Raw genomic sequence first — 21,485 nt, 5'->3', positions numbered from 1 at the left:
CGGCACCGCGACGCCTTCGGTGACGCCGCAGTGCTCTCCGGGGACACACGCCCTCAACGGCGTCACGACGCTCCCGGGCGGCGTCGTGGCGCTCTCGCCGGTGTCACGTCGCCTGGTGTGCACGTCACCTGGTGTGTCGCGGCACCGGTGTCACGACGCTCTCAGGTGGCGTTGCGGTGGTAGATCAGGCGCAGGCCGATCAGCGTGAGCCAGGGCTCGTGCATGTCGATCGAGCGCGCCTCGCTGGCCACCAGCGGCGCCGCGCTGCCGGTGGCGACCACCGTGACGTCGTCGGGGTCGGTGGCGAGCTCGGCCGCCATCCGCTCGACGATCCCGTCCACCTGACCGGCGAAACCGTAGATGATGCCGGCCTGGAGCGCCTCGACGGTGTTCTTGGCGATCACGGAGCGGGGGCGGACCAGCTCCACCTTGTGCAGCTGCGCCCCCGCCGCGGCGAGCGCGTCCACCGAGATCTGGATGCCGGGGGCGGTCACCGCGCCGACGTACTCCCCCTTGGCGGAGACGGCGTCGAAGGAGGTCGCGGTCCCGAAGTCGACGATGACGCACGGCCCGCCGTACAGCTGGATGGCCGCCAGCGCGTTGACGATGCGGTCGCTGCCGACCTCCTTCGGGTTGTCCATCCGGACCGGCACCCCGGTGCGGACGCCTGGCTCGACGATCACCGCCGTCACGTCGCCGTAGTAGCGGCGGCACATCTCGCGCATCTCGTTGAGCACCGAGGGGACGGTGGAGCAGATCACGATGCCGTTGACGTCGGCGCCCTTGAGCAGCGGCGACTGCCCGAGCAGCCCCTGGAGCACGACGGCGATCTCGTCCGCCGTGCGCCGGGCGTCCGTGGCGATCCGCCAGTGCTCGATGACGTCCTCTCCCTCGAAGAGGCCGAGAACGGTGTGAGTGTTGCCGACGTCGATGGCAAGCAGCATCAATTCCCCCGAAGGTCCAAGGCGATGTCCAGCGCCGGTGCCGAGTGCGTGAGCGCGCCCACGGCAAGGTAGTCAACACCTGTTTCGGCCACATCACGAGCGAGTTGGAGGGTCAATCCTCCACTGGATTCCAGCCGCGCCCTGCCGTCCACCAGCCGTACGGCCCGCGCCAGCTCCTCGACCGTGAAATTGTCCAACAGGATCTCCTCCGCTCCCTCGGCCAGCACCGGCTCGATCTGGTCGATCCGGTCGACCTCGACCTCGATCGGCAGACCGGGGTAGGCGTCACGGACCGCACGGAACGCCTCGGCGACCCCACCGGAGGCCACCACGTGATTGTCCTTGATCAGCGCGGCGTCCGATAGTGACATGCGGTGATTGATACCACCACCGCAGCGGACCGCGTACTTCTCCAGGGCGCGCAGTCCGGGCAGCGTCTTGCGGCTGTCCCGGATCCGGGCCCCGGTCCCCTCGACGGCCCGGACCCACCGGCCGGTCAGGGTCGCGATACCGGACAGGTGGGTGAGCAGGTTGAGCGCGGTGCGCTCGGCGGTCAGCAGGTCCCTGGTGGGACCGGTGACGGTCATCAGTACGTCACCCCTGGCGACGTACTCGCCGTCCTTGACCCTGCGCTCGGCCGTCAGGCGGCCCCCGCTGAGGTAGGAGAACGCGCCCTCGGCCACGGCCAGCCCCGCGACCACGCCGTCCGCGCGTGCCACCACGTCGGCGGTGTCGCGTTGCTCCGCCGGGATGGTGGCGATGCTGGTGACGTCGCCCCCCGCCACGTCCTCGACCGCCGCGGCCTCAAGGACCGCGACCACCGCGACCGGGTCCAGGCCCGCCTCGGTGAGGTCGTTCTCCACCTGGGGCGGCAGCACGGTCGCGCGCTGCCCGTGCGGTACGTATGTCATGGTCGGTCCCTCCGCTGTCAGGGTCACGTCGAGGTGGCCCAGCCACCAGGTGTCGTCTCGCTCGGAAAAGTCCTCACGCCAGTGTGACCCCCTGGTCTCCTGGCGATCGCGGGCGGCCGCCACGAGCGCGGAGGCGACCGTCAGCAGGTTTGTGGTCTCCCACGACTCGGTGCACGGCTCGACCGCCACCGGGGTCCACCTGAGGTTCAGCAGGGCCCTGGCGACCTCTCTCAGGGACTCCCGGCTACGCAGCACGCTCGCCCCCCGGCTCATGTGCCCCTGGATCCTGACCCGGGCCCTGGGATCGATCAGGCCGGCGGGACGGTCGTCCGGGGCCGGTTCGCCCGCGGCCTCGCGCCCCGCGTGGATGTCCTCGGCGATGCGCCCGGCGAAGACCAGGCCTTCGAGCAGGGAGTTGGAGGCCAGCCGGTTGGCGCCGTGCACACCGGTGCACGCGACCTCGCCGCACGCGTACAGGCCGGGCACGTTGGTACGGCCGCGCAGATCGGTACGGACGCCGCCGCTGGCATAGTGGGCGGCGGGGGCGACGGGGACGAGCCGGGTGACCGGGTCGATGCCGTGCTCCAGGCAGACCGCGTGGATCGTCGGGAAGCGGGTGCGCCACTTCTCCTCGCCGAAGTGGCGGGCGTCGAGATACACGTGGTCGGCGCCGGTGGCGCTCATCCGCCGCATGATCGCCTTGGCCACGACGTCGCGCGGGGCGAGGTCGGCGAGCTCGTGGACGTCCCGCATGAACCGGGTGCCGTCCGCGTCGACCAGCACCGCGCCCTCGCCCCTGACCGCCTCGGAGATCAGTGGCTGCTGGCCGGTGGAGTCCTCGCCGAGCCAGAGCACCGTCGGGTGGAACTGGACGAACTCCAGGTCCCTGACGACGGCGCCCGCCCGCAGCGCGAGCGCCACCCCGTCCCCGGTGGAGACGACGGGGTTGGTGGTGGCGGCGTAGACCTGGCCCATGCCGCCGGTGGCCAGCACCACGGCCCCGGCCGTGACCGCGCCCACCCCGTCGCGCTCACCCACGCCCATGACGTGCAGGGTCACACCGGCGGCACGCCCCTCGGCGTCCTTGAGGAGGTCGAGTACGAGGGCGTGCTCGATCACCTCGATCCCCGACTCCCTGACCGCCGCCACGAGTGCCCTCTGCACCTCGGCCCCGGTGGCGTCGCCGCCCGCGTGCACGATGCGGTTACGCCGGTGTCCGCCCTCCCTGGTGAGCTGGAGTTCCCCCGAATCGTCGGTGTCGAACCTGGCGCCCATCGCGATCAGGCCGCGCAACGCGTCGGGCCCCTCGGTCACCAGGACCCGGACGGCCTCCTCGTCACAGAGGCCCACCCCTGCGAGGAGCGTGTCGGACAGGTGCTCGGCGGGGGTGTCCCGCGGGTCGAGCACGGCGGCGATGCCGCCCTGGGCCCAGCGGGTGGACCCGGACGACAGGACATCCTTGGTGACGACCAGGACCTTCGCCTCGGGGGCGAGGCCGGCGTACCGCAGTGCCAGGGTGAGACCCGCGATGCCGGAGCCCACCACGACCACGTCCGCCTGGACCGTCCAGCCCGGAACAGGAGCGGTCAACCTCTGGGGTATGGCCGGGATGCTCATTGCCGCCTCCTCGCGGAGTCATAGAGGCCGTTCATTTCGTCAGCGTGACGATAACGCCATCCCCGGCGCGGCTGTTCCCCGGGGTGGGGCGCGGATGAGAGGCACGCCCCGCCTGCCGGGCGCACGACGAACCCACACGCGAGGAACCGGGCGCCACCGCGTCGCGGGAGGGCTTCCAGAGGTCAGCGAAGGGTGAGCGTGACATTGTCGATCAGCCGGGTGGACCCCACCCGCGCGGCCACCGCGAGGATCCCCTCGCCCACGTGGTCGTCACCGACCTCGGCGAAGGTCGCGGGGTCGACCAGGACCAGGTAGTCGACGGCCAGCGACGGCTCGGCCTCCAGCACGGCGAGCGCGGCCCGGCGGATCTCCGCCGGCGTGCGCTGCCCGGCCCCCGCGTTCAGGGCGCGGGACAGGGCAAGGCCGGCCACCCGGTCCTCCGGCGACAGGTAGCGGTTGCGGCTGGACAGCGCCAGCCCGTCCGGCTCGCGGACCGTGGGCGCCCCGAGGACGGAGACCGGCAGGTTCAGGTCGGCGACCATCCGGCGGATCATCGCCAGCTGCTGCGCGTCCTTCTGCCCGAACACCGCCACATCCGGCTGGACCAGGTTGAACAGCTTCAGCACCACGGTCAGCATGCCGTCGAGGTGGCCTGGCCGGAACTCCCCTTCGACGATCGCACCCATCTGTCCCGCGGAGACGCCGACCTGCCTGTCCGGCAGGTACATGTCCTCGACGGACGGGGCGAACACCACGTCCACCCCCTCGGCCTCGCAGACCTCCAGGTCGGCGTCGAATGTACGGGGATAGCGGGAAAAATCCTCGCTTGGGCCGAACTGGAGCGGGTTCACGAAAATGCTCACCACCACGTGGGCCGCCCTCCGGCGGGCCAGGCGGATGAGCGAGCGGTGTCCCTCGTGCAGCGCGCCCATGGTCGGCACCAGCGCCAGCGCGCTCCCGCCCTCGGAGGCACCCGCGCCGATCCCCAGGGTCTCGCGGGCCTTGAGCAGCCCTGCGCGGTCGTCCGCCACGATCACTGGAACCTCCCGGGGGTGCTCCGGCCTCCTGGCCGGAGAAGGGCGACGTTCATCGAAATTCCTGGAGAGTCGAAATTCCTGGAGAGTGGAGACCCCCGCCCCGAGAGTGGAGACCCCCGCCCCAAGCCTACGGAGGGAGGAGACGGCACCGACCGGCTCCCCCCGTCAGACCGGCCCCCTGCCGGTCGGCCCCCTCCTTCGGACCGGCCCCCCTGCCGGTCGGCCCCCTCCGTCAGGCCGGTGGCCGGGGGAAACCGACGACACCGACCGGCTCCCGCGCCGGGTCGGCCCCCTCAACAGGCCGATCTCCTCCGTCGGGTCGGTTTCCTCCATCGTGTCGGTTTCTTCCGTCGAACCGGCGGCCGGGGGATCTCAGGTCCAGATCGGCCGGGGGTCTCAGGTCCAGATGTTGCCCCCCAGGGCGTCCAGGAGGCGTTCGGCGGCCTCGGGCTTGAGCAGCCCGGCCGCCAGCGCCCGGTCGGCCGTGAGCCTGGCGAGCGCCACGTAGGCGTCCGCGGCCTCCGGGGCCGCGAGGATCAGCGCGTCCACGTGCCTGCGGACGGTACCGGCGTCGCCGCGCACCACAGGGCCGGTCAGCCCCGCGATGCCGAGCCTCAGCACGTTCTCCAGAGCCGCACCGAGCAACGGGCCGAGCATCCTGCCCGGCTGCTCCACGCCGATCCTCTCCAGCAGCGCGGAGGACTCCGCGACGAGCGTCACCATGTGGTTGGCCGCTCCCGCGAGAGCCGCGTGGTAGAGCGGCCTGTCCTCGTCGGTGATCCAGACCGGCTCGCCCTCCATCTCGATGACGAGGGCCTCTGCCACCGGACGGAGCCCGTCGGGCGCGGTCACCCCGTAGGAGATTCCGGTGAGACGGCGCAGGTCGTCGTCACGGCCGGTGAAGGTCATCACGGGATGCAGCGCCAGCGGCAGCGCCCCGGCCTTGATCGCCGGATTGAGCACCGCCAGGCCGTACGCGCCGCTGGTGTGCGCCACCAGCTTGCCCCGCAGGTCGGCACCGGTCTCCACCAGGCCGGAGACCAGATCGGGCAGCACGTCGTCGGGGACCGTCAGCAGGACGAGGTCCGCGCCGGCCACCACGTCCTCGGGCCGGATCGGGATGAGTCCGAGGCGCTCGACCGCCCGCTCTCTGGAGGCGTCGGAGACGCCGCTCGTCGCGACGACCCGGTGTCCCGCCCTGGCGAGCGCCGCACCGAGCGCCGAACCGACCCTGCCCGCTCCAACCACTCCGACGGCCAGCCGTGCCGGGCGATCGACTGCGTCCATGACGTCCCGTCCTTCGACCATGTGGGGCTCCGTGCCTGATTGACCAGCGTAACGGGCCACACTGCCGCAACCGAGTCAAGGCGCGTGTTCGCTCGCGACGGCCGTGTTCGCTGCGGGAGCCCCGAACCGGGTATCCGAGAGCGTACGAGACTCGCCGGAGAGCCGACGCCCCGGCTCCTGACACGATCCAGGTGACAGCGCGTCAACGTCCCACCCCGAGAGCCCCGCACCGGGCAACACAGGTCTGCGAGACCTGCCGAGAAGCGGGAAACCCGGCTCACACGGCGATCCGGGTGACGACGCGCCGACGTGGCATCGACAACGATCGTACAAGCCGGTGACAGAATGCGGTCATGTACTCACTCGAAGCGTCAGCGCGAGTTGATCTCGTTCCTTCGCCTCGACGGGTAGCGTCTGAGAGCGTGTGGCTCACCTGGCGCGCCGCGATGGAGCACGCGCTCTACGGCGAGAGCGGTTTCTACCTCCGTGAACGACCCTCCAGTCACTTCCGGACCTCGGTCGGCGCCTCTCCCGTCTTCGCCGAGGCCGTGCTGCGCGAGCTGACCGCCGTTGACGAGGTGCTCGGCGGCCCCGAGGTGCTCGACCTGGTCGACATCGGCGCCGGCGAGGGCGTGCTGGCGGCCGGGGTGCTCGCCGCCGCACCACCCGCGCTGCGGTCGAGGCTGCGAGTGACCGCGGTGGACCTGGCGACCCGGCCGCCGACACTGCCCGAGGAGATCGTCTGGGCAAGGGCCGCGCCGGACGGGATCTGTGGCCTGGTGATCGCCAACGAGTGGCTGGACAACGTTCCCGTCGACATCGTGGAGCAGACGGCCGACGGACCCCGGCTGGTCCTGGTCAACGTCACCGACGGCGAGGAGCGGCTCGGTGGCAGGCCGGCCGAGGCCGATCTCGCGTGGCTGGCCCGCTGGTGGCCGATGCGGGCCGCCGGCGAGCGGGCCGAGATCGGCAGGCCCCGCGACCGGGCCTGGGCGTCGGTGATCGTACGGCTGGCACGCGGCCGGGCGATCGCGATCGACTACGCCCACTCCTTGACCGACCGGCCGCCGTACGGCACGCTGGCCGGATACCGCGACGGGGCGATGGTCGCGCCGGTGCCCGACGGCTCGTGCGACATCACGGCCCACGTGGCGCTTGACGCCTGCGCGGCCGCCGGCGAAAGCGCCGGGGCCGTCACGGCGGCGCTGACCACCCAGCGGGAGGCGTTGCGCGCCCTTGGCATCACCGGAAACCGCCCTCCGGTCGAACAGGCCGGAAGCGACCCGCGCGGCTACCTGCAAGCCCTCGCCCGAGCCTCCGAGGAGGCGGAGCTGATCGCCCCCGGCGGCCTCGGCGGCTTCGGCTGGCTCTCCCAGACCCGCCTCTGAGAAGACCGCCCGGCGACCATCGGTCTCCGAAGCGGTCCGCCCGCCGGCGGGGAAACGGAGCTGAACAAAGATCCTTTCGCCTCATAGGGTCTATCGCCATGAGCACTCTCCCGGCGCACGCCATTCCCGCCGAACGCATGGCCTCTCTCCATCTGGCCGTCCAGAACTCCGCCGCCTTCTGGACGGCTCTCGCACGGACCCGAGGGAACGAGCTGGTCCGCCGGAGACGTAGCCCGGGCCCCAGGTGGGCTCCGTACGGGCCGGTTCAGACCCGCACGTCGAGGGCGGTGAGGCCCCGGATGACGTAGCCCGGGCCCCAGGTGGGCTCGGTGACGAGTTCCAGCTTCGGCGCCTTGCGCAGGAGTGCGCCGAAGGACTCGATCAGCTCGATCCTGGCCAGCGGGGCACCCAGGCAGAAGTGGATGCCCGCGCCGAAGGATATGTGCGGGTTGTCCACCCGGCCGACGTCGAGGCGGCCGGGGTCGGCGAAGACCTCTGGGTCGCGGTTGGCCGAGCCGAACAGCAGGGCCACCTCGGTGCCGCGCGGGATGTCCACCCCGCCGACGGTGATGTCCTCCAGGACCCAGCGCTCGAACATCTGCAGCGGGGTGTCCCAGCGCATCATCTCCTCGATCGCGGTGGGCAGCAGGCCGTGGTCGGCGCGGAGCCGCTCCAGCTCGGCCGGGTTGCGGAAGAGCGACCACCAGCCGTTTCCCGTGACGTTGACCGTGGCCTCGTGCCCGGCGTTGAGCAGCAGCACGCAGGTGCCGACCAGCTCCTCCTCGGTGAGCCTGTCGCCCTCCTCTGCCACCAGGGCGAGCGCGCTGATCAGGTCGTCACCGGGGTTCGCCCGGCGGGCCCGGGCCAGCTCGACGAGGTAGGCGGAGAACTCCTCGGCCGCGCGTACGGCGGTGTGCTGGGCCTCGACGGAGGGGTGCAGCTCGTACATCCCGCAGATGTCGGCGGACCAGGGACGGAGCAGGTGCCGGTCGGCCTCGGGCACGCCGAGCATCTCCGCGATCACGGTCACCGGGAGCGGCTCGGCGACCTCGGAGATCAGGTCTCCGCCGCCGCGCTCGACGAAGCGGTCCACCAGCTCCCCGGCGATCCGGGCGACCTTGGGACGGAGCGCCTCGACCATGCGCGGGGTGAACGCCTTGGAGACCAGGCGCCGGAGCCGGGTGTGCACCGGCGGCTCGACGTCGAGCATCCCGGCCCTGACCACCCGCCAGAACGGGTCCTGGAACTCGGGGTCGTCGGGCCTGCCGAACTCGGCGTGGGTGGCCACGTGCAGGTAGGAGCGGCCGAGTCGGCGGTCGCGCAGCAGCGCGTTGACATCGGCGTGCCGGGCGACCAGCCACTGGCCGGTCGGTTCGAAGAAGCCGACCGGCTGCTGCCGCCTAAGTTCGTCGTAGACGTCGTACGGATGGGCGACGAATTCCGGATTCCAAGGATCAAAGCGCACACAGACATCGTAATGTCGCCATATTCCTTGGTTGACGTGTTCGCTCCCTTGAGCTGGAACATCGTGGTGTGCGGACGGGTGTCCAACGGCTTCACGACAAGCGAGAACACCATCGCGCCACGCGCCGGGGGGGCATCTTGTGGCACGCCCACAGCCCCACGACGAGCCGGAACACCGTCCGGCTACACCTCGGCCGACTTGTCAGCCTCCTCGGTCCGGGCCGGCTTGTCAGCCTCCTCGGTCCGGGCCGGCTTGTCAGCCTCCTCGGTCCGGGCCGTCTTGGCGCGCAGGCGGATGTTCAGCAGCTCCACGATGAGCGAGAAGGCCATCGCGAAGTAGATGTACCCCTTGGAGATGTGCTGCCCGAGGCCCTCGGCGATCAGCACGACGCCGATCAGCACCAGGAACGACAGGGCGAGCATCTTGATGCTCGGGTGCTTGTCCACGAAGCGGCTGATCGGGCCTGAGGCGAAGAGCATCACCAGGACCGAGACGATCACGGCCGCGACCATGACGCCGATCTGGTCGACCATGCCGACCGCGGTGATGACCGAGTCGAGGGAGAAGATGATGTCCAGCAGCATGATCTGGACGATCACCGAGCCGAAGGAGGCCGCGACCTTGGCACTGCCGTGCCCGGTCTTGCCCTCGATGCTGTCGTGCATCTCGATGACGCTCTTGCCCAGCAGGAAGAGACCGCCGGCGAGCAGGATGAGATCCCGTCCCGAGATCGGCTGACCGAGGACCTCGAAGAGCGGCGATGTGAGTTTCACCACCCACGCCAGCGCCAGCAGCAGCGCCAACCGGCTGACGAGGGCCGCGAGGAGGCCCAGTCTGCGCGCCTTGTCGCGCTGTCCGGGCGGGAGCTTTCCGGCCAGGATCGAGATGAAGATGATGTTGTCGATGCCGAGCACGATCTCCAGAGCGACAAGGGTGACGAACCCTATCCAGATCTCCGGGTTGGTCACCCAATCCAACATCTACGCCTCCACTTGGTTCTACTTGATCATCACCGGCACGACGAGACCCGACATTCGGCTTTATTCAGCCCACTACCAGGACAAACATCACCCTTCGCCTGGCTCTATCAGGCCCACTGCCCAGACGAACGAAACCCGTCGCGAGTTCCCGAATATGGGAGACATCACTTGCGGACTCCCACCAGACCTCGGTTATAGTTCCCCCGTAGGTCATGAGTGCCAGTGACAAGCCCCGGCTCGCTGGCCGGCAACCCTCGCGTCCGCGGCGGGGTGCCCCGGGTGAGGACCTGGTCCGGCACGAGGTGTGCCGGGCAAGCGCGGGCTCCAGGCACCCATGTCACGGGTCGGGGTCCGATGACCTCGAAGGAGCCCTGGCATGTCCGCACCAACGATCTGCACCGCCACAGCCGCCGCCCCCGCGACCGTCCCCGCGACCCGTACGTCCGACGACAGGCCGATCCCCGCCGTGCTCGGCTCCGACCTGGAGGTTCCGGTCAGGGGCGGCAGGCTCGTCCGCTACGCCAACCTCGACTACGCCGCGAGCGCCCCCTGTCTGGAGCCGGTGAGCGCCGCCGTCGCCGCCGCGCTCCCGGCCTACTCCAGCGTCCACCGAGGCGCGGGGTACGCGTCCCAGCTGACCACGGCCCGTTACGAGCAGGCCAGGCAGACGGTACGCGCCTTCGTCGGGGCCCGTCCCGACGACTCGGTGATCTTCACCAGGAATACCACGGACGCGACCAACCTGCTGGCCCGCAGCCTGCCCGAGGGCACCACCGCCGTGGTCTTCGACACCGAGCACCACGCCTCCCTGCTCCCCTGGGAGCGTGCCCTGCGGCTGCCGGTCCCCGCCTTCCCCGGCGAGGCGGTCCGCGCCGTCGACGAGGCCCTGGCCTCGATCGAAGGCCCCAAGCTGCTGGTCGTGACCGCCGCGTCCAACGTCACCGGGGAGCTCTGGCCGATCGCCGCGCTGGCCCACATCGCCCACCGCCACGGCGCCCGCGTCCTCGTCGACGCCGCGCAGCTCGTCCCGCACCGCCGCCTCAACCTGACCGCGCTCGACCTGGACTACGTGGTCTTCTCCGGCCACAAGCTCTACGCCCCGTTCGGCACCGGCGCGCTGATCGGCCGTTCCGACTGGCTGGCCGACGCCGAACCGTACCTGCGGGGCGGCGGCGCGGTGAAGGCGGTGAACGATGACGAGACCGAGTGGCACGACGACCCCGAGATCCGCCACGAGGCCGGAACCCCGAACGTGCTGGGTGCCATCGCGCTGGCCGCCGCCTGCGACGCCCTGACCGCCACCGGCTGGTCCCCCCTGGTCCGCGAGGAGGAGCGCCTCCTCGGCCGGTTGCGCGCGGGCCTCGCCTCCGTTCCCGGCGTGCAGGAGCTGTCCCTGTGGGGTCCTGACCACCCGCGCGTCGGCATCGTCTCCTTCGTGGTGCACGGCTTCACCGCCCGCGAGGTCGCCGAGGCCCTGTCCGGCGACTACGGCATCGGCGTCCGCGACGGCAAGTTCTGCGCCCACCCCTTCGTGCGGCACCTGCTGGATGCCAAGGACGGCGGCTGCGAGGACCTCACCGCCTCCGCCGTGCGCGCCTCCATCGGCATCGGCACCACCTCCGAGCACGTCGATCGGCTGATCGCCGCCCTGCGGGATCTTGCCTCGCGCGGCTGACGTGACAGCATAGGCGTATGAATGAGCCTCGCCGTGAGCTGAACGTGGGGATGGGAGCAGGAGCCGCCGCCGTGCGGGAAGCGCACGGCAAGGAGCTCGCGACCGAGGACATGATCCTCAACATCGGGCCGCAGCACCCGTCCACGCACGGCGTGCTGCGGCTACGGCTCACCCTGGACGGGGAGCGGATCAGCTCGGCCGAGCCGATCGTGGGCTACATGCACCGGGGCGCGGAGAAGCTGTTCGAGGTACGCGACTACCGGCAGATCATCGTGCTGGCCAACCGGCACGACTGGCTGTCGGCGTTCGCCAGCGAGCTGGGCGTCGTCCTCGCGGTGGAGCGGATGCTCGGCATGGAGGTGCCGGTCAGGGCGGTCTGGACGCGGACCCTGATGGCCGAGCTCAACCGGGTGCTCAGCCACCTGATGTTCCTTGGCTCCTACCCGCTGGAACTCGGCGCGATCACCCCGGTGTTCTACGCGTTCCGGGAGCGCGAGACCCTCCAGGCCGTGATGGAGGAGATCGCCGGCGGGCGGATGCACTACATGTTCAACCGGGTCGGCGGCCTCAAGGAGGAACTGCCCGAGGGGTGGCTGGGCCGGGTCACGACGGCCGTGGCCGACGTGCGGCGACGGCTGCCCGACATCGAGAATCTGATCGCCGGAAACGAGATCTTCCTCGCCCGTACCCGCGGGGTGGGCGTGCTGGACCGCGAGACGATCATGCAGTACGGCGTGAGCGGCCCGATCGCCCGCGCCTCCGGCGTCGACCTCGACCTGCGCAGGGACGAGCCCTATCTCGCCTACGGCGAGCTGCCGGTGAAGGTCGTCACCCGCTCCGCCGGAGACTGTCACGCCAGGTTCGAGGTGCTGCTGGAGCAGGTGAAGGTCTCCCTGGACCTGGCGGACGCCTGCGTGCGGCGGCTGCACGAGCTGCCCCAGGGGCCGATCAACCAGCGCCTGCCCAAGGTGTTGAAGGTCCCCGAGGGCCACACCTACGCCTGGACGGAGAGCCCGCTCGGCCTCAACGGCTACTACCTGGTCTCGCGCGGGGAGAAGACGCCGTGGCGGTTGAAGCTCCGCTCGGCCTCCTTCAACAACATCCAGGTGCTGCGCGAGATGCTCCCCGGCAACCTGGTCTCCGACATGGTCGCCATCCTGGGCTCGATGTTCTTCGTCGTCGGCGACATCGACAAGTGAGGCACGGTTAGGACCTCATGATCGAACCCAGGCGAGGCAAGAAGAAGGCGGCTCCTCCGACGACACCCGCATCCCCCGTCGATCCCGTCGACCCCGTCGATCCCGAGACCTTCGCGGCCTCGAAACCCCCCACCGGCTCCGTGCCTCCCGGTGCCCCTCCGGCCGACGGCAGGCCGGAACGGAACCGGTACGTCGACTGGTTGCGCGCGTTCAGCCTGCTCGTCGTGGTGGTCTGGCACTGGGCTTTCACGATCCTCCAGTGGGGGCCGGACGGCCCCTCACCGACGAGCCCGCTGGGCTTCACCTCAGGGCTGTGGATCCTGACATGGCTGCTCCAGGTGTTGCCGCTCTTCTTCTATGTGGGCGGGTACGTCCACCTACTGTCCTGGGAGCGTGCCTACGGACGCGGGGTGGGCATCGGCACCTTCGTGTGGCGGCGCATCCGTGGTCTCGCGATCCCGACGCTGGCGCTGGCCGGCACCTGGATCGTGCTGGGCGCGGCCGTGACGTGGGCGTTCGGGATCAGGTGGATGGACCGGGTGGTCCTGCTCGTCATCAGCCCGCTCTGGTTCATCGGCGTCTACCTCATGCTGGTCGCCCTGCTCCCGGTCGCGCTCTGGCTGCACCGGCACTACGACGTGCTGATCCTGATCTGGCTGGCGGGGGCGGCGCTCGTCGTCGACGTGCTGCGACTGCGCTACGGGTACGAGGCCGTGGGCTGGCTCAACATGATCATCGTCTGGGGGCTGGCCCACCAGGCCGGGTTCTTCTACGCCCGGGTGGTGGCGCTTCCCCGCCGCTTCGACGTCGCCATCCTGTGGACCGGGCTTTTCGCACTCTTCGGCCTGGTCTACTCGGGCATCTACCCGGGCTCGATGGTGGGCGTGCCGGGTGACAAGCTGTCCAACATGGCGCCGCCCACCTTTGTCATCGTGGCGTTGCTGATCTTCCAGATCGGCCTGGTGGAGGCGCTGAGGCCGTCCATGGAACGCCTGCTCGATCGCCCCAGGTGGCAGCGTGTGAACGAGACGGTCAACCGGTTCGCGCTTCCGCTCTTCCTGTTCCACACGACCGGCATGGCCATCTGGGTGGCACTGACCTGGTGGCTGGCGGGCAGCGGGCCGGGCAGCCGGGTCCGGCCCGACCTGCTCTGGTGGCTGGAACGACCCCTGACCGTCGCCGGGGCGCTGGTGTGCACCCTCCCGGTCATCATGCTCTTCGGCCGGAAGTGGAGTGCGAGAGGACGCTGACGCACCCCCTGAACGATCATCGCCACGGAGAACCGGGCACACGCGCGGCGCGGTACACCCCGACGCGGCCGGAACTCTCGGCGGTCGTCGTCCCCGGAGTCCTTGGGCACACGCGGCGCGGTACACCCCGACGCGGCCGGAACTCTCAGCGGTCGTCGTCCCCGGAGTCCTTGGGCACCTTGCAGCAGTACTCCAGGTACAGGGCCGAGCAGACCAGCAGCACGCACACCAGCAGCGACCCTCCGGTGATGAAGAAGTCCTGGCGGGGGACCCTCTGGTCAAGCAGTTCGGCGGTGTAGAGGGTGAATCCGGCGAAGAGGCCCGCGAAGGCCGCCCCGGCGTACGCGGAGGCCTTGGCCAGGGCCGCCAGCCGGGCCACGGCCAGGGGTTCGACGGGCTTGGTGTCGGGCCTGCGCTCGATCCTGGCCTTCGTCATCCACCCGCTGTAGGCCTCGCCGATCGCCAGCACCAGCACCGTCGGGATCGCCGTCCACGGCATGGTCGGCAGGGACACGTAGAGCGGCTTGAGCAGTGCCCAGGTGAGGATCGTGACCACGATGAAGAGCCCGACGAGGACGCCGGGACGGCTGGGCCTCACCCGGGCCCCTGGAGGAGCGACTCGGGACGGGGCCGTACACGGTCCTGGTCGAGACCGGCCAGCAGATCGGCCACTCGACGCCCGGACAGGACGGCGTCCGGATCGGCCCGCACCCACGGGACCAGCACGAACGCCCGCTCGTGCGCCCTGGGATGCGGCAGGGTCAGGTCTGGGTCGTCCATGACGACATCTCCCACGGTGATCAGATCGACGTCCAGGGTGCGCGCTCCCCAGTGCTCCACCCGGACCCGGCCGAAGGCGTTCTCCACACCTTGAGCACGATCGAGGAGCGCCCGGGGTTCCAGCGTGCTCTCGGCGATCACCACCGCGTTGAGATAGGCGCCCTGCTCCGGGCCGCCGACCGGGTCGGTCTCGTAGACCGGCGACACCGCGACGAGCGTGAGCCCCGGCTTGGCGAAGAGGGCGTCGAGCCCGCCCCGCAGGGTGCCGAAGCGGTCACCCAGGTTGCTGCCGAGTGCCAGGACCGCCCTCATGCCCTGCTCCGGGTGATCGTCACGATCACGTCGTCGAACGGCATCGGGATCGGCGCGGCGGGCTTGTGCACGCTCACCTCCGCCGACCGGACGAGCTCGCGGGCCAGGCAGACATCGGCCAGGCGCTGGGCCAGGGTCTCGATCAGGTCGACCGGCTCGCCCGCCACGACCCTCGCCAGATCCTCGGCGAGCTCGCCGTAGTGGACCGTCTTGCCGAGGTCGTCACCGGCCGCCGCGGGCGCCGTGTCGAGGAAGAGCGTGACGTCGACGACGAACTCCTGGCCGAGCTCCCGCTCCGCCGCCAGCACGCCGTGCCGCCCGCGCACCCGCAGCCCCTTCAGGCTGATCCGGTCCGCCACCTGGCCCGACGGCAGGCCGTACGCCGCCGCACCGGCCGGATCCGCCGGCCGATCCTGGAGCGAATCGCCGATCAGGTCGGCGACGCCGTCGTGGATCCGCAGCGGCTCCTGGCCGTGGGATCCGTCACCGGCCCGCCCCTCGGCCACCCGGGAACCGTTCCCGTCGGGCCATTCGCCGGTGCGCTCGCTCACGCCACCTCCTCTTCCTCTTCGTCGTCGTCACCCTGCAGCACGGGCGAGCCGTGATGCAGCCAGAGCCGCCACCCCGCGGACGTGCGCACGAAGGTGTTGCTCGCCACCACCTTGCCCGCGGCGAAGCTGGAATCACCCTCGTCTCCCGCGGTGAGGATGTTCTCCTCACAGGTGAGGATGGCGACGTCGCCCAGGACCATGACGCGGACGTCGGTCAGCACGAACTGGATGTAGGGCGTGTTGGCCATGATGAGCGCCCATGAGCGCAGCACCTCCTGCCGCCCGTTCACGATCGGCCACCCGGGGTGCACGCAGCTCACCTGCTCGCCCTCGATGTCCTCGGCCCAGATCTCGGTCATCTTGTCGAGGTCGGCGTCCTCGATGGCGGTGTAGAACGCCTGGTTGACCGTCTCGACGGCGGTGGTGTCGACGCTCATGGTCTCGCTCTCTGAACTGCGGCAGCCACACGGACGGCGTCCGCGTTCGGGCGGACATCGTGCACGCGCACGCACCAGGCCCCCGCCTGCGCGGCCAGGGCGGTAACGGCGAGCGTGGCATCGTCACTACGGCTGAAAGGACGTGGCGTGCCGTCCGGGGCGGCCAGCAGGCGGCCCAGGAAACGTTTCCGCGAGGCCCCGACGAGCAGCGGATAGCCCAGCTCTGCGAGCCTGTCGAGGCCCGCGATCAGAGCCCAGTTGTGGTCGGGGTTCTTGGAGAACCCCAGCCCGGGATCGAGCACGATCTGTTCCTTCGCCACCCCTTCTGCCAGCACGGAGGCGACCCGCCCGGTGAGCTCGTCACAGACCTCGCTCACCACGTCGCCGTACACGGCCCGATCCGCCATGGCGTGACTGTGCCCCCGCCAGTGCATCACCACGTACGGCACACCGGAGGCGGCCACGACCCGGGGCATCGCCGGGTCGGCCAGCCCCCCGCTGACGTCGTTGACCAGCTTCGCCCCGGCCTCCACCGCCACCTGGGCGACCTCGGCCCGCATGGTGTCGACGCTGACGGCGACCCCCGCGCGGCTCAGCTCCCTGATGACCGGCTCGACCCTGGCCATCTCCTCTTCAAGCGGCACCCTCGCGGCGCCCGGCCTGGTGGACTCGCCCCCCACATCGATGATGTCGGCCCCCTGCTCGACCAACTCCAGGCCGTGACGCACGGCCTCCGCGGGGTCGAACCATCGGCCGCCGTCGGAGAAGGAGTCAGGAGTCACGTTGACCACGCCCATCACGAGACACCGGCCCGCGTCCGGCAGTCCGGGCACACTCCACGTAGTCATGCGGACAAGCCTAGGCGTTGCGTACCGTCCGCCCGTCTCGCGGGTCCGGCTTGTGCCACCACGAATCCGTACACCCGTCACGGAGCGGACGGCCTTCGGTCGGGGTGTCCGGCCTGCATGCGTCCTCCTCCGGGGGGACCCTGGGGCGTGTCCGCCGCGATCCGAAGATCACAGAGCACCCGGCCCTGCCGGGTATGGCGATATTAGCCGGATCAAGGTCAGCTTGGGGGATTTCTCCGGGCGACAGCGCGAAACCCCGTCCGGGCCAGGTCCGGACGGGGTTTCGTTGATGCTCTGCGAGATCAGCGGATGATCAGGGCCATCGCCTCGGCGCGGGTCCTGTCACTGCTACGGAAGTCCCCGCGCACGGCCGAGGTGATCGTCTTGGCGCCGGGCTTGCGGACACCCCGCATGGTCATGCAGAGGTGCTCGCACTCGATCACGACGATGACCCCGCGCGGCTCCAGCACGTCCATGAGCGCGTCGGCGATCTGGGAGGTCATCCGCTCCTGCACCTGGGGACGTCTGGCGTAGACGTCGACCAGGCGGGCGAGCTTGGACAGGCCGGTGACCTGCCCCTTCTCATTTGGGATGTAGCCGACGTGGGCGACGCCGTGGAACGGCACGAGGTGGTGCTCGCAGGTCGAGTAGACCTCGATGTCGCGGACGAGCACCATCTCGTCGTGGTCGACGTCGAAGACCGTGGTCAGGACGTCCTCGGGGGTCTGCCCCAGTCCGGCGAACTGCTCCGCGTAGGCGCGGGCGACGCGGGCCGGGGTGTCCCGGAGACCGTCGCGGTCGGGATCCTCGCCGATGGCGATGAGGATCTCACGGACCGCACTCTCCAGCCGGACCGTGTCGAGCTGAAGCGGCTTGACACCCACGCTCAGTTCCCATCCCTCTGCACGGAGTCAGGCCGGCCCGATCCGTTCGGGAGAATGCCGTTACCCTCGGTAACCTGCTCACCGGGAGGGAGCGAGCCGTTGCCCGACTGCTCCTTGCGGGACAGGATCGGCGGGCGACTGGAGGGCAGCCGCTTGCCGTAGCCGGAGTAGGAGGGCCTCTTCTCCTTGACGACGACCGGGGCGAAGATCCGCAGGACCTGCTCGCGGGAGAGGGTCTCCTTCTCCATCAGCTCCAGCACCAGGTTGTCGAGCACGTCGCGGTACTCGACGAGGATCTCCCATGCCTGGTCGTGGCCCGACTCGATGAGGCGGCGGACCTCCTCGTCGATCGTGGAGGCGATCTTCTCGGAGTAGTCACGCTCGTGGCCCATCTCACGTCCGAGGAAGACCTCGCCGTTGCCGCTGCCGAACTTACGGGCGCCGAGCTGCTCGCTCATGCCGTACTCGGTGACCATGCGGCGGGCGATGGAGGTGGCCTTCTCGATGTCGTTGGAGGCGCCGGTGGTGGGCTCGTGGAAGACGAGCTCCTCGGCCGTGCGGCCACCGAGCAGCATCGCGAGCTGGTCCAGCATCTCCGAGCGGGTCGCGAGGAACTTGTCCTCCATCGGCAGCGTCATCGTGTAGCCGAGGGCGCGTCCGCGGGACAGGATCGTGATCTTGTGGACCGGGTCGGAGTTGGGCAGCGCGTGCGCGACCAGGGCGTGACCACCCTCGTGGTACGCGATGATCTTCTTTTCCTGGTCCGACATGACGCGGGACTTGCGCTCGGGGCCGGCCATCACACGGTCGATGGACTCCTCAAGGAGCTCCATCGTGATCAGCTTCTCGTCGGCCCGCGCGGTGAGCAGCGCGGCCTCGTTGATCACGTTGGCCAGGTCGGCACCGGTGAAACCGGGTGTCCTGCGGGCGATGATGTCGAGGTCGACGCCCTCGGCGAACGGCTTGCCGCGACCGTGCACCTTGAGGATGCCCTTGCGGCCCTCCAGGTCGGGGCGGTCGACGGTGACCTGGCGGTCGAAACGACCGGGGCGCAGCAGCGCCGGGTCGAGGATGTCCGGCCGGTTGGTCGCGGCGATCAGGATCACGCCGCCCTTGACGTCGAAGCCGTCCATCTCGACGAGGAGCTGGTTCAGCGTCTGCTCACGCTCGTCGTGACCGCCACCGAGACCGGCGCCGCGGTGGCGGCCCACCGCGTCGATCTCGTCGATGAAGATGATCGCCGGGGCGTTCGCCTTGGCCTGCTCGAACAGGTCGCGGACTCGCGAGGCGCCGACGCCGACGAACATCTCCACGAAGTCGGAGCCGGAGATGGAGTAGAACGGCACCCCGGCCTCACCGGCGACGGCCCTGGCGAGCAGGGTCTTACCGGTTCCCGGCGGGCCGTAGAGCAGCACACCCTTGGGGATCTTGGCACCGATCGCCTGGAACTTGGCCGGGGCCTGCAGGAACTCCTTGATCTCCTGGAGTTCCTCAATGGCCTCGTCGGCACCCGCGACGTCGGCGAAGGTGGTCTTCGGAGTGTCCTTGGTGATGAGTTTGGCCTTCGACTTGCCGAAGTTCATCACCCGGGAGCCGCCGCCCTGCATCTGATTCATGATGAACAGGAAGATCAGCACGATGATGACGATCGGCAGGAAGCTCACCAGGAGGCTGAGGAGGAAGTTCTCCTTGGGCACGTCGACGGTGTAGCCCTTGGCCAGCTTCTTCGCCTCGACGGCGGTCTGGAGCTGGTCGGCGAGCTGAACGCCCTGGCCGGTCACCCACGAGGAGTAGTAGCGCTTGCCGTCGGTCAGCGTGACCTCGATGCGCTGTTCCTTGTCGATGATCTTCGCGTTGGAGACCTTGCCCTCGTCGATCCAGCTGATGACCTGAGAGGTGTCTCTCTTCTCGAAGTTGCCGTCGCCGCCCCACATGGTGGTGACGAGAAGCAGCAGAACGACGATGCCCAGGATCCACAGCAGTGGCCCACGTGTAAATCGCTTGAGATCCATCCGATGCGGAACCCCGGCGGGCCCGTCCCTTCCTGACCAGAACCTGGCAACCCCGGGCGGACCCGGGGTTCGCGGTATCCCTAACCGCTCCAACTGACTGTCCGAAAGTGGCGGAGGCCACCTCTTCGGTCGTCCGAAGGTACACCGGCGTGGCGTGCGGGGTCACCGCGCGGACAGCACCGGCTTTCCCTACCAACGTACGTCAGGTAGGTCCGTGTTCCCCGCCGCTATGGGCAATGTCGCGTTTGTGAATGACACTCTTCGCGCAGGGCGTACTTTTCAGCCCGCTCCATACACGTGCGGGGCGAGAGTTCCGATGAAGGGGAGGTTTCGGTAGCGCTCGGCGTAATCGAGGCCGTAACCGATGACGAACTCGTTGGGAATGTCGAAGCCGATGTACTTGACGTCGATCGGCACCTTGACCGCCTCCGGCTTACGCAGCGCGGCGCAGATCTCCACCGAGGCGGGGTTGCGCGACTTCAGGTTGTGCACCAGCCACGACAGGGTCAGGCCCGAGTCGATGATGTCCTCGACGACCAGCACGTGGCGCCCGGCGATGTCGGTGTCGAGATCCTTGAGCACGCGCACGACGCCCGACGACCTGGTGCCCGCTCCGTAGGACGACACGGCCATCCAGTCCATCTGCACCGGTACGTGCAGGGCCCTCGCCAGGTCCGCCATCACCATGACCGCGCCCTTGAGCACGCCCACGATCAGCAGGTCCTTGCCCGCGTAGTCCTCGTCTATCCGGCCCGCGAGCTCCTTGATCTTGGCCTGGAGCTCTTCCTCGGGGATGAGGACCTTCGAGAGGTCTTTGCCCATGTCGGCTGCGTCCACCTGGGATTTTCCTTACGAAACGGGGCTGACTGACTGTCTGGCGAGTATCAGGGTGTCATACCGTCGGATCGCCCCCACCCCCCCGGGCACCTCTATCCGCCGCTGTCCCCGCCATGCCGTGACCAAACGGTCCATCTGGAGGACGTGCGAGGCCGCGAGAGTGCCAGGTGGCGCCCCCGCGTCGATCGCCGCTCTCCGCAGCACCCTGCGACGTACGGCGGCAGGAAGGCCCTCCAGGTCCCGGACGGCCATCGTCACCGCGCCGATATCGCTAAGAGCGCAATCTCGTACCGCGATGCGGGCGTAGGCCTCCGCGGCCCAGGCGTCGAGCGCGTCGGCGTCGTCACGGCAGAGGTCCGCGGTCCTGGCGAGCGCCTCGGCGACACCGGGGCCCAGCTCGTCCTCCAGGGCGGGGAGCAGCCGCTCGCGAACCCGGACCCGGGTGTAGCGAGTGTCGAGGTTGTGCGGGTCGTCCCACGGGGTGAGTCCGAGCGCCGCGCAGGCGGCCAGCGTCGTCGCGCGACCGAGCCCCAGCAGCGGCCGCCGGTAGATCCCGGTCCGCGCGGGCATCCCGGCCAGCGACCGGGGGCCGCTCCCCCTGGCCAGCCCGAGCAGCACGGTCTCCGCCTGGTCGTCCCTGGTGTGCCCGAGCAGCACGGCCGCCGCCCCGAGGCGCTCGGCCGCCTGTGACAGAGCCGCGTACCTGGCCGCTCTGGCCGCCGCCTCAGGGCCTCCCGAGACGCCGACGGAGACGGCGAGCGCCTCGGCCGGATCGAGCCCCAGAGCTGAAGCCAGCCGCACGACGTCGGCCGCACGCTCCCCGGAACCCGCCTGCAGGCCGTGGTCGACGGTCAGCAGGCCGGCCCGAAGCCCGGCCCTGGGCGCGGTGAAACCCAGCGCCGCGGCCAGGGCCAGGGAGTCGGCGCCGCCGCTGCACGCGGCCAGCACCAGCTCGCCCGGTTCCAGGTCGCTCAGCACGTGCCGTACGGCACGGCGGACATCGGCGACGGCGGGATGCGGACCCATGCCCGCCATTGTCCGGCCTCGGACGGGGCCACGGCACCGTGACCG

At 70.0% G+C, this 21,485-nt stretch carries 19 protein-coding genes and 1 riboswitch; of the genes, 4 read left to right on the top strand and 15 right to left on the bottom strand.

Annotated elements, in window-relative coordinates:
• Nucleotides 1-161: 161 nt before the first annotated feature.
• The 4 genes from OIE13_RS31865 to OIE13_RS31850 form a co-directional block, all read right to left on the bottom strand.
• Nucleotides 162-944 (bottom strand): type III pantothenate kinase, encoded by a 783-nt coding sequence (locus OIE13_RS31865; RefSeq protein WP_326645954.1) that lies wholly within the window; start codon nucleotides 942-944, stop codon nucleotides 162-164.
• Nucleotides 944-3,472: an L-aspartate oxidase gene (locus OIE13_RS31860; RefSeq protein WP_326645955.1), complete on the bottom strand. Its 2,529-nt coding sequence runs from the start codon at nucleotides 3,470-3,472 to the stop codon at nucleotides 944-946. The genes OIE13_RS31865 and OIE13_RS31860 overlap by 1 nt, the downstream gene beginning before the upstream one ends.
• A gap of 182 nt (nucleotides 3,473-3,654) precedes the next feature.
• Nucleotides 3,655-4,482, bottom strand: a complete 828-nt coding sequence (gene panC, locus OIE13_RS31855) for a pantoate--beta-alanine ligase (protein WP_326646928.1) — start codon at nucleotides 4,480-4,482, stop codon at nucleotides 3,655-3,657.
• A 423-nt stretch (nucleotides 4,483-4,905) separates the two neighbouring features.
• The gene (locus tag OIE13_RS31850) at nucleotides 4,906-5,796 is read right to left on the bottom strand and encodes a Rossmann-like and DUF2520 domain-containing protein (protein WP_326645956.1); all 891 of its coding nucleotides are present in this window, start codon (nucleotides 5,794-5,796) and stop codon (nucleotides 4,906-4,908) included.
• Nucleotides 5,797-6,218: 422 nt separating this feature from the next.
• Here OIE13_RS31850 and OIE13_RS31845 point away from each other — a divergent pair, with 422 nt between their 5' ends.
• On the top strand, nucleotides 6,219-7,184 hold the full coding sequence (locus OIE13_RS31845; RefSeq protein ID WP_326645957.1) for an SAM-dependent methyltransferase: 966 nt from the start codon (nucleotides 6,219-6,221) through the stop codon (nucleotides 7,182-7,184).
• Between the two features lie 265 nt (nucleotides 7,185-7,449).
• Here OIE13_RS31845 and OIE13_RS31840 read toward each other — a convergent pair whose 3' ends face one another.
• Both OIE13_RS31840 and OIE13_RS31835 read right to left on the bottom strand, forming a co-directional pair.
• Entirely contained in the window at nucleotides 7,450-8,649 is a 1,200-nt protein-coding gene (locus OIE13_RS31840; RefSeq protein WP_326645958.1) for a cytochrome P450, read from the bottom strand.
• A 182-nt stretch (nucleotides 8,650-8,831) separates the two neighbouring features.
• Nucleotides 8,832-9,629 carry a TerC family protein gene (locus tag OIE13_RS31835; RefSeq protein ID WP_326645959.1) on the bottom strand — a complete coding sequence of 266 codons (798 nt, stop codon included), beginning with the start codon at nucleotides 9,627-9,629 and terminating at the stop codon, nucleotides 8,832-8,834.
• Nucleotides 9,630-9,837: 208 nt separating this feature from the next.
• Nucleotides 9,838-9,953, top strand: a riboswitch (SAM riboswitch).
• A gap of 52 nt (nucleotides 9,954-10,005) precedes the next feature.
• Here OIE13_RS31835 and OIE13_RS31830 point away from each other — a divergent pair.
• From OIE13_RS31830 to OIE13_RS31820, 3 genes are read left to right on the top strand one after another with little or no spacing between them, the layout of a single operon-like run.
• A complete protein-coding gene (locus OIE13_RS31830) occupies nucleotides 10,006-11,304 on the top strand; it encodes an aminotransferase class V-fold PLP-dependent enzyme (protein ID WP_326645960.1) in 1,299 nt (432 codons plus the stop codon).
• A gap of 17 nt (nucleotides 11,305-11,321) precedes the next feature.
• Complete coding sequence (locus tag OIE13_RS31825; protein WP_326645961.1) at nucleotides 11,322-12,503, top strand: NADH-quinone oxidoreductase subunit D; 1,182 nt, start codon at nucleotides 11,322-11,324, stop codon at nucleotides 12,501-12,503.
• A 17-nt stretch (nucleotides 12,504-12,520) separates the two neighbouring features.
• On the top strand, nucleotides 12,521-13,753 hold the full coding sequence (locus OIE13_RS31820; protein ID WP_326645962.1) for an acyltransferase family protein: 1,233 nt from the start codon (nucleotides 12,521-12,523) through the stop codon (nucleotides 13,751-13,753).
• A 145-nt stretch (nucleotides 13,754-13,898) separates the two neighbouring features.
• On the opposite strand, the gene OIE13_RS31815 is transcribed toward OIE13_RS31820, so the two are convergent.
• The 9 genes from OIE13_RS31815 to tilS all read right to left on the bottom strand — a co-directional run bounded on the left by OIE13_RS31815 (nucleotide 13,899) and on the right by tilS (nucleotide 21,440).
• Nucleotides 13,899-14,351 carry a DUF3180 domain-containing protein gene (locus OIE13_RS31815; protein ID WP_326645963.1) on the bottom strand — a complete coding sequence of 151 codons (453 nt, stop codon included), beginning with the start codon at nucleotides 14,349-14,351 and terminating at the stop codon, nucleotides 13,899-13,901.
• Nucleotides 14,348-14,845, bottom strand: a complete 498-nt coding sequence (gene folK, locus OIE13_RS31810) for a 2-amino-4-hydroxy-6-hydroxymethyldihydropteridine diphosphokinase (RefSeq protein ID WP_326645964.1) — start codon at nucleotides 14,843-14,845, stop codon at nucleotides 14,348-14,350. The genes OIE13_RS31815 and folK overlap by 4 nt, the downstream gene beginning before the upstream one ends.
• A complete protein-coding gene (gene folB / locus OIE13_RS31805) occupies nucleotides 14,842-15,204 on the bottom strand; it encodes a dihydroneopterin aldolase (protein ID WP_326646929.1) in 363 nt (120 codons plus the stop codon). The genes folK and folB overlap by 4 nt, the downstream gene beginning before the upstream one ends.
• 188 nt (nucleotides 15,205-15,392) lie before the next feature.
• Complete coding sequence (locus OIE13_RS31800; protein WP_326645965.1) at nucleotides 15,393-15,833, bottom strand: nuclear transport factor 2 family protein; 441 nt, start codon at nucleotides 15,831-15,833, stop codon at nucleotides 15,393-15,395.
• Nucleotides 15,830-16,681 (bottom strand): dihydropteroate synthase, encoded by an 852-nt coding sequence (gene folP / locus OIE13_RS31795; RefSeq protein ID WP_326645966.1) that lies wholly within the window; start codon nucleotides 16,679-16,681, stop codon nucleotides 15,830-15,832. Before folP ends, OIE13_RS31800 begins: the two co-directional genes overlap by 4 nt.
• A 302-nt stretch (nucleotides 16,682-16,983) precedes the next feature.
• Nucleotides 16,984-17,565 carry a GTP cyclohydrolase I FolE gene (gene folE, locus OIE13_RS31790; protein WP_326645967.1) on the bottom strand — a complete coding sequence of 194 codons (582 nt, stop codon included), beginning with the start codon at nucleotides 17,563-17,565 and terminating at the stop codon, nucleotides 16,984-16,986.
• 2 nt (nucleotides 17,566-17,567) lie between these two features.
• Nucleotides 17,568-19,577 (bottom strand): ATP-dependent zinc metalloprotease FtsH, encoded by a 2,010-nt coding sequence (gene ftsH, locus OIE13_RS31785; protein WP_326645968.1) that lies wholly within the window; start codon nucleotides 19,575-19,577, stop codon nucleotides 17,568-17,570.
• Between the two features lie 279 nt (nucleotides 19,578-19,856).
• A complete protein-coding gene (gene hpt, locus OIE13_RS31780) occupies nucleotides 19,857-20,414 on the bottom strand; it encodes a hypoxanthine phosphoribosyltransferase (protein WP_326645969.1) in 558 nt (185 codons plus the stop codon).
• A 12-nt stretch (nucleotides 20,415-20,426) separates the two neighbouring features.
• Nucleotides 20,427-21,440 (bottom strand): tRNA lysidine(34) synthetase TilS, encoded by a 1,014-nt coding sequence (tilS, locus tag OIE13_RS31775; RefSeq protein ID WP_326645970.1) that lies wholly within the window; start codon nucleotides 21,438-21,440, stop codon nucleotides 20,427-20,429.
• Between the last annotated feature and the right edge of the window lie 45 nt (nucleotides 21,441-21,485).

Origin of the sequence: Streptosporangium sp. NBC_01810, from assembly GCF_035917355.1 — a bacterium.
GTDB lineage: Bacteria > Actinomycetota > Actinomycetes > Streptosporangiales > Streptosporangiaceae > Streptosporangium.
This window is presented reverse-complemented; position numbering and strand designations above follow the sequence as displayed.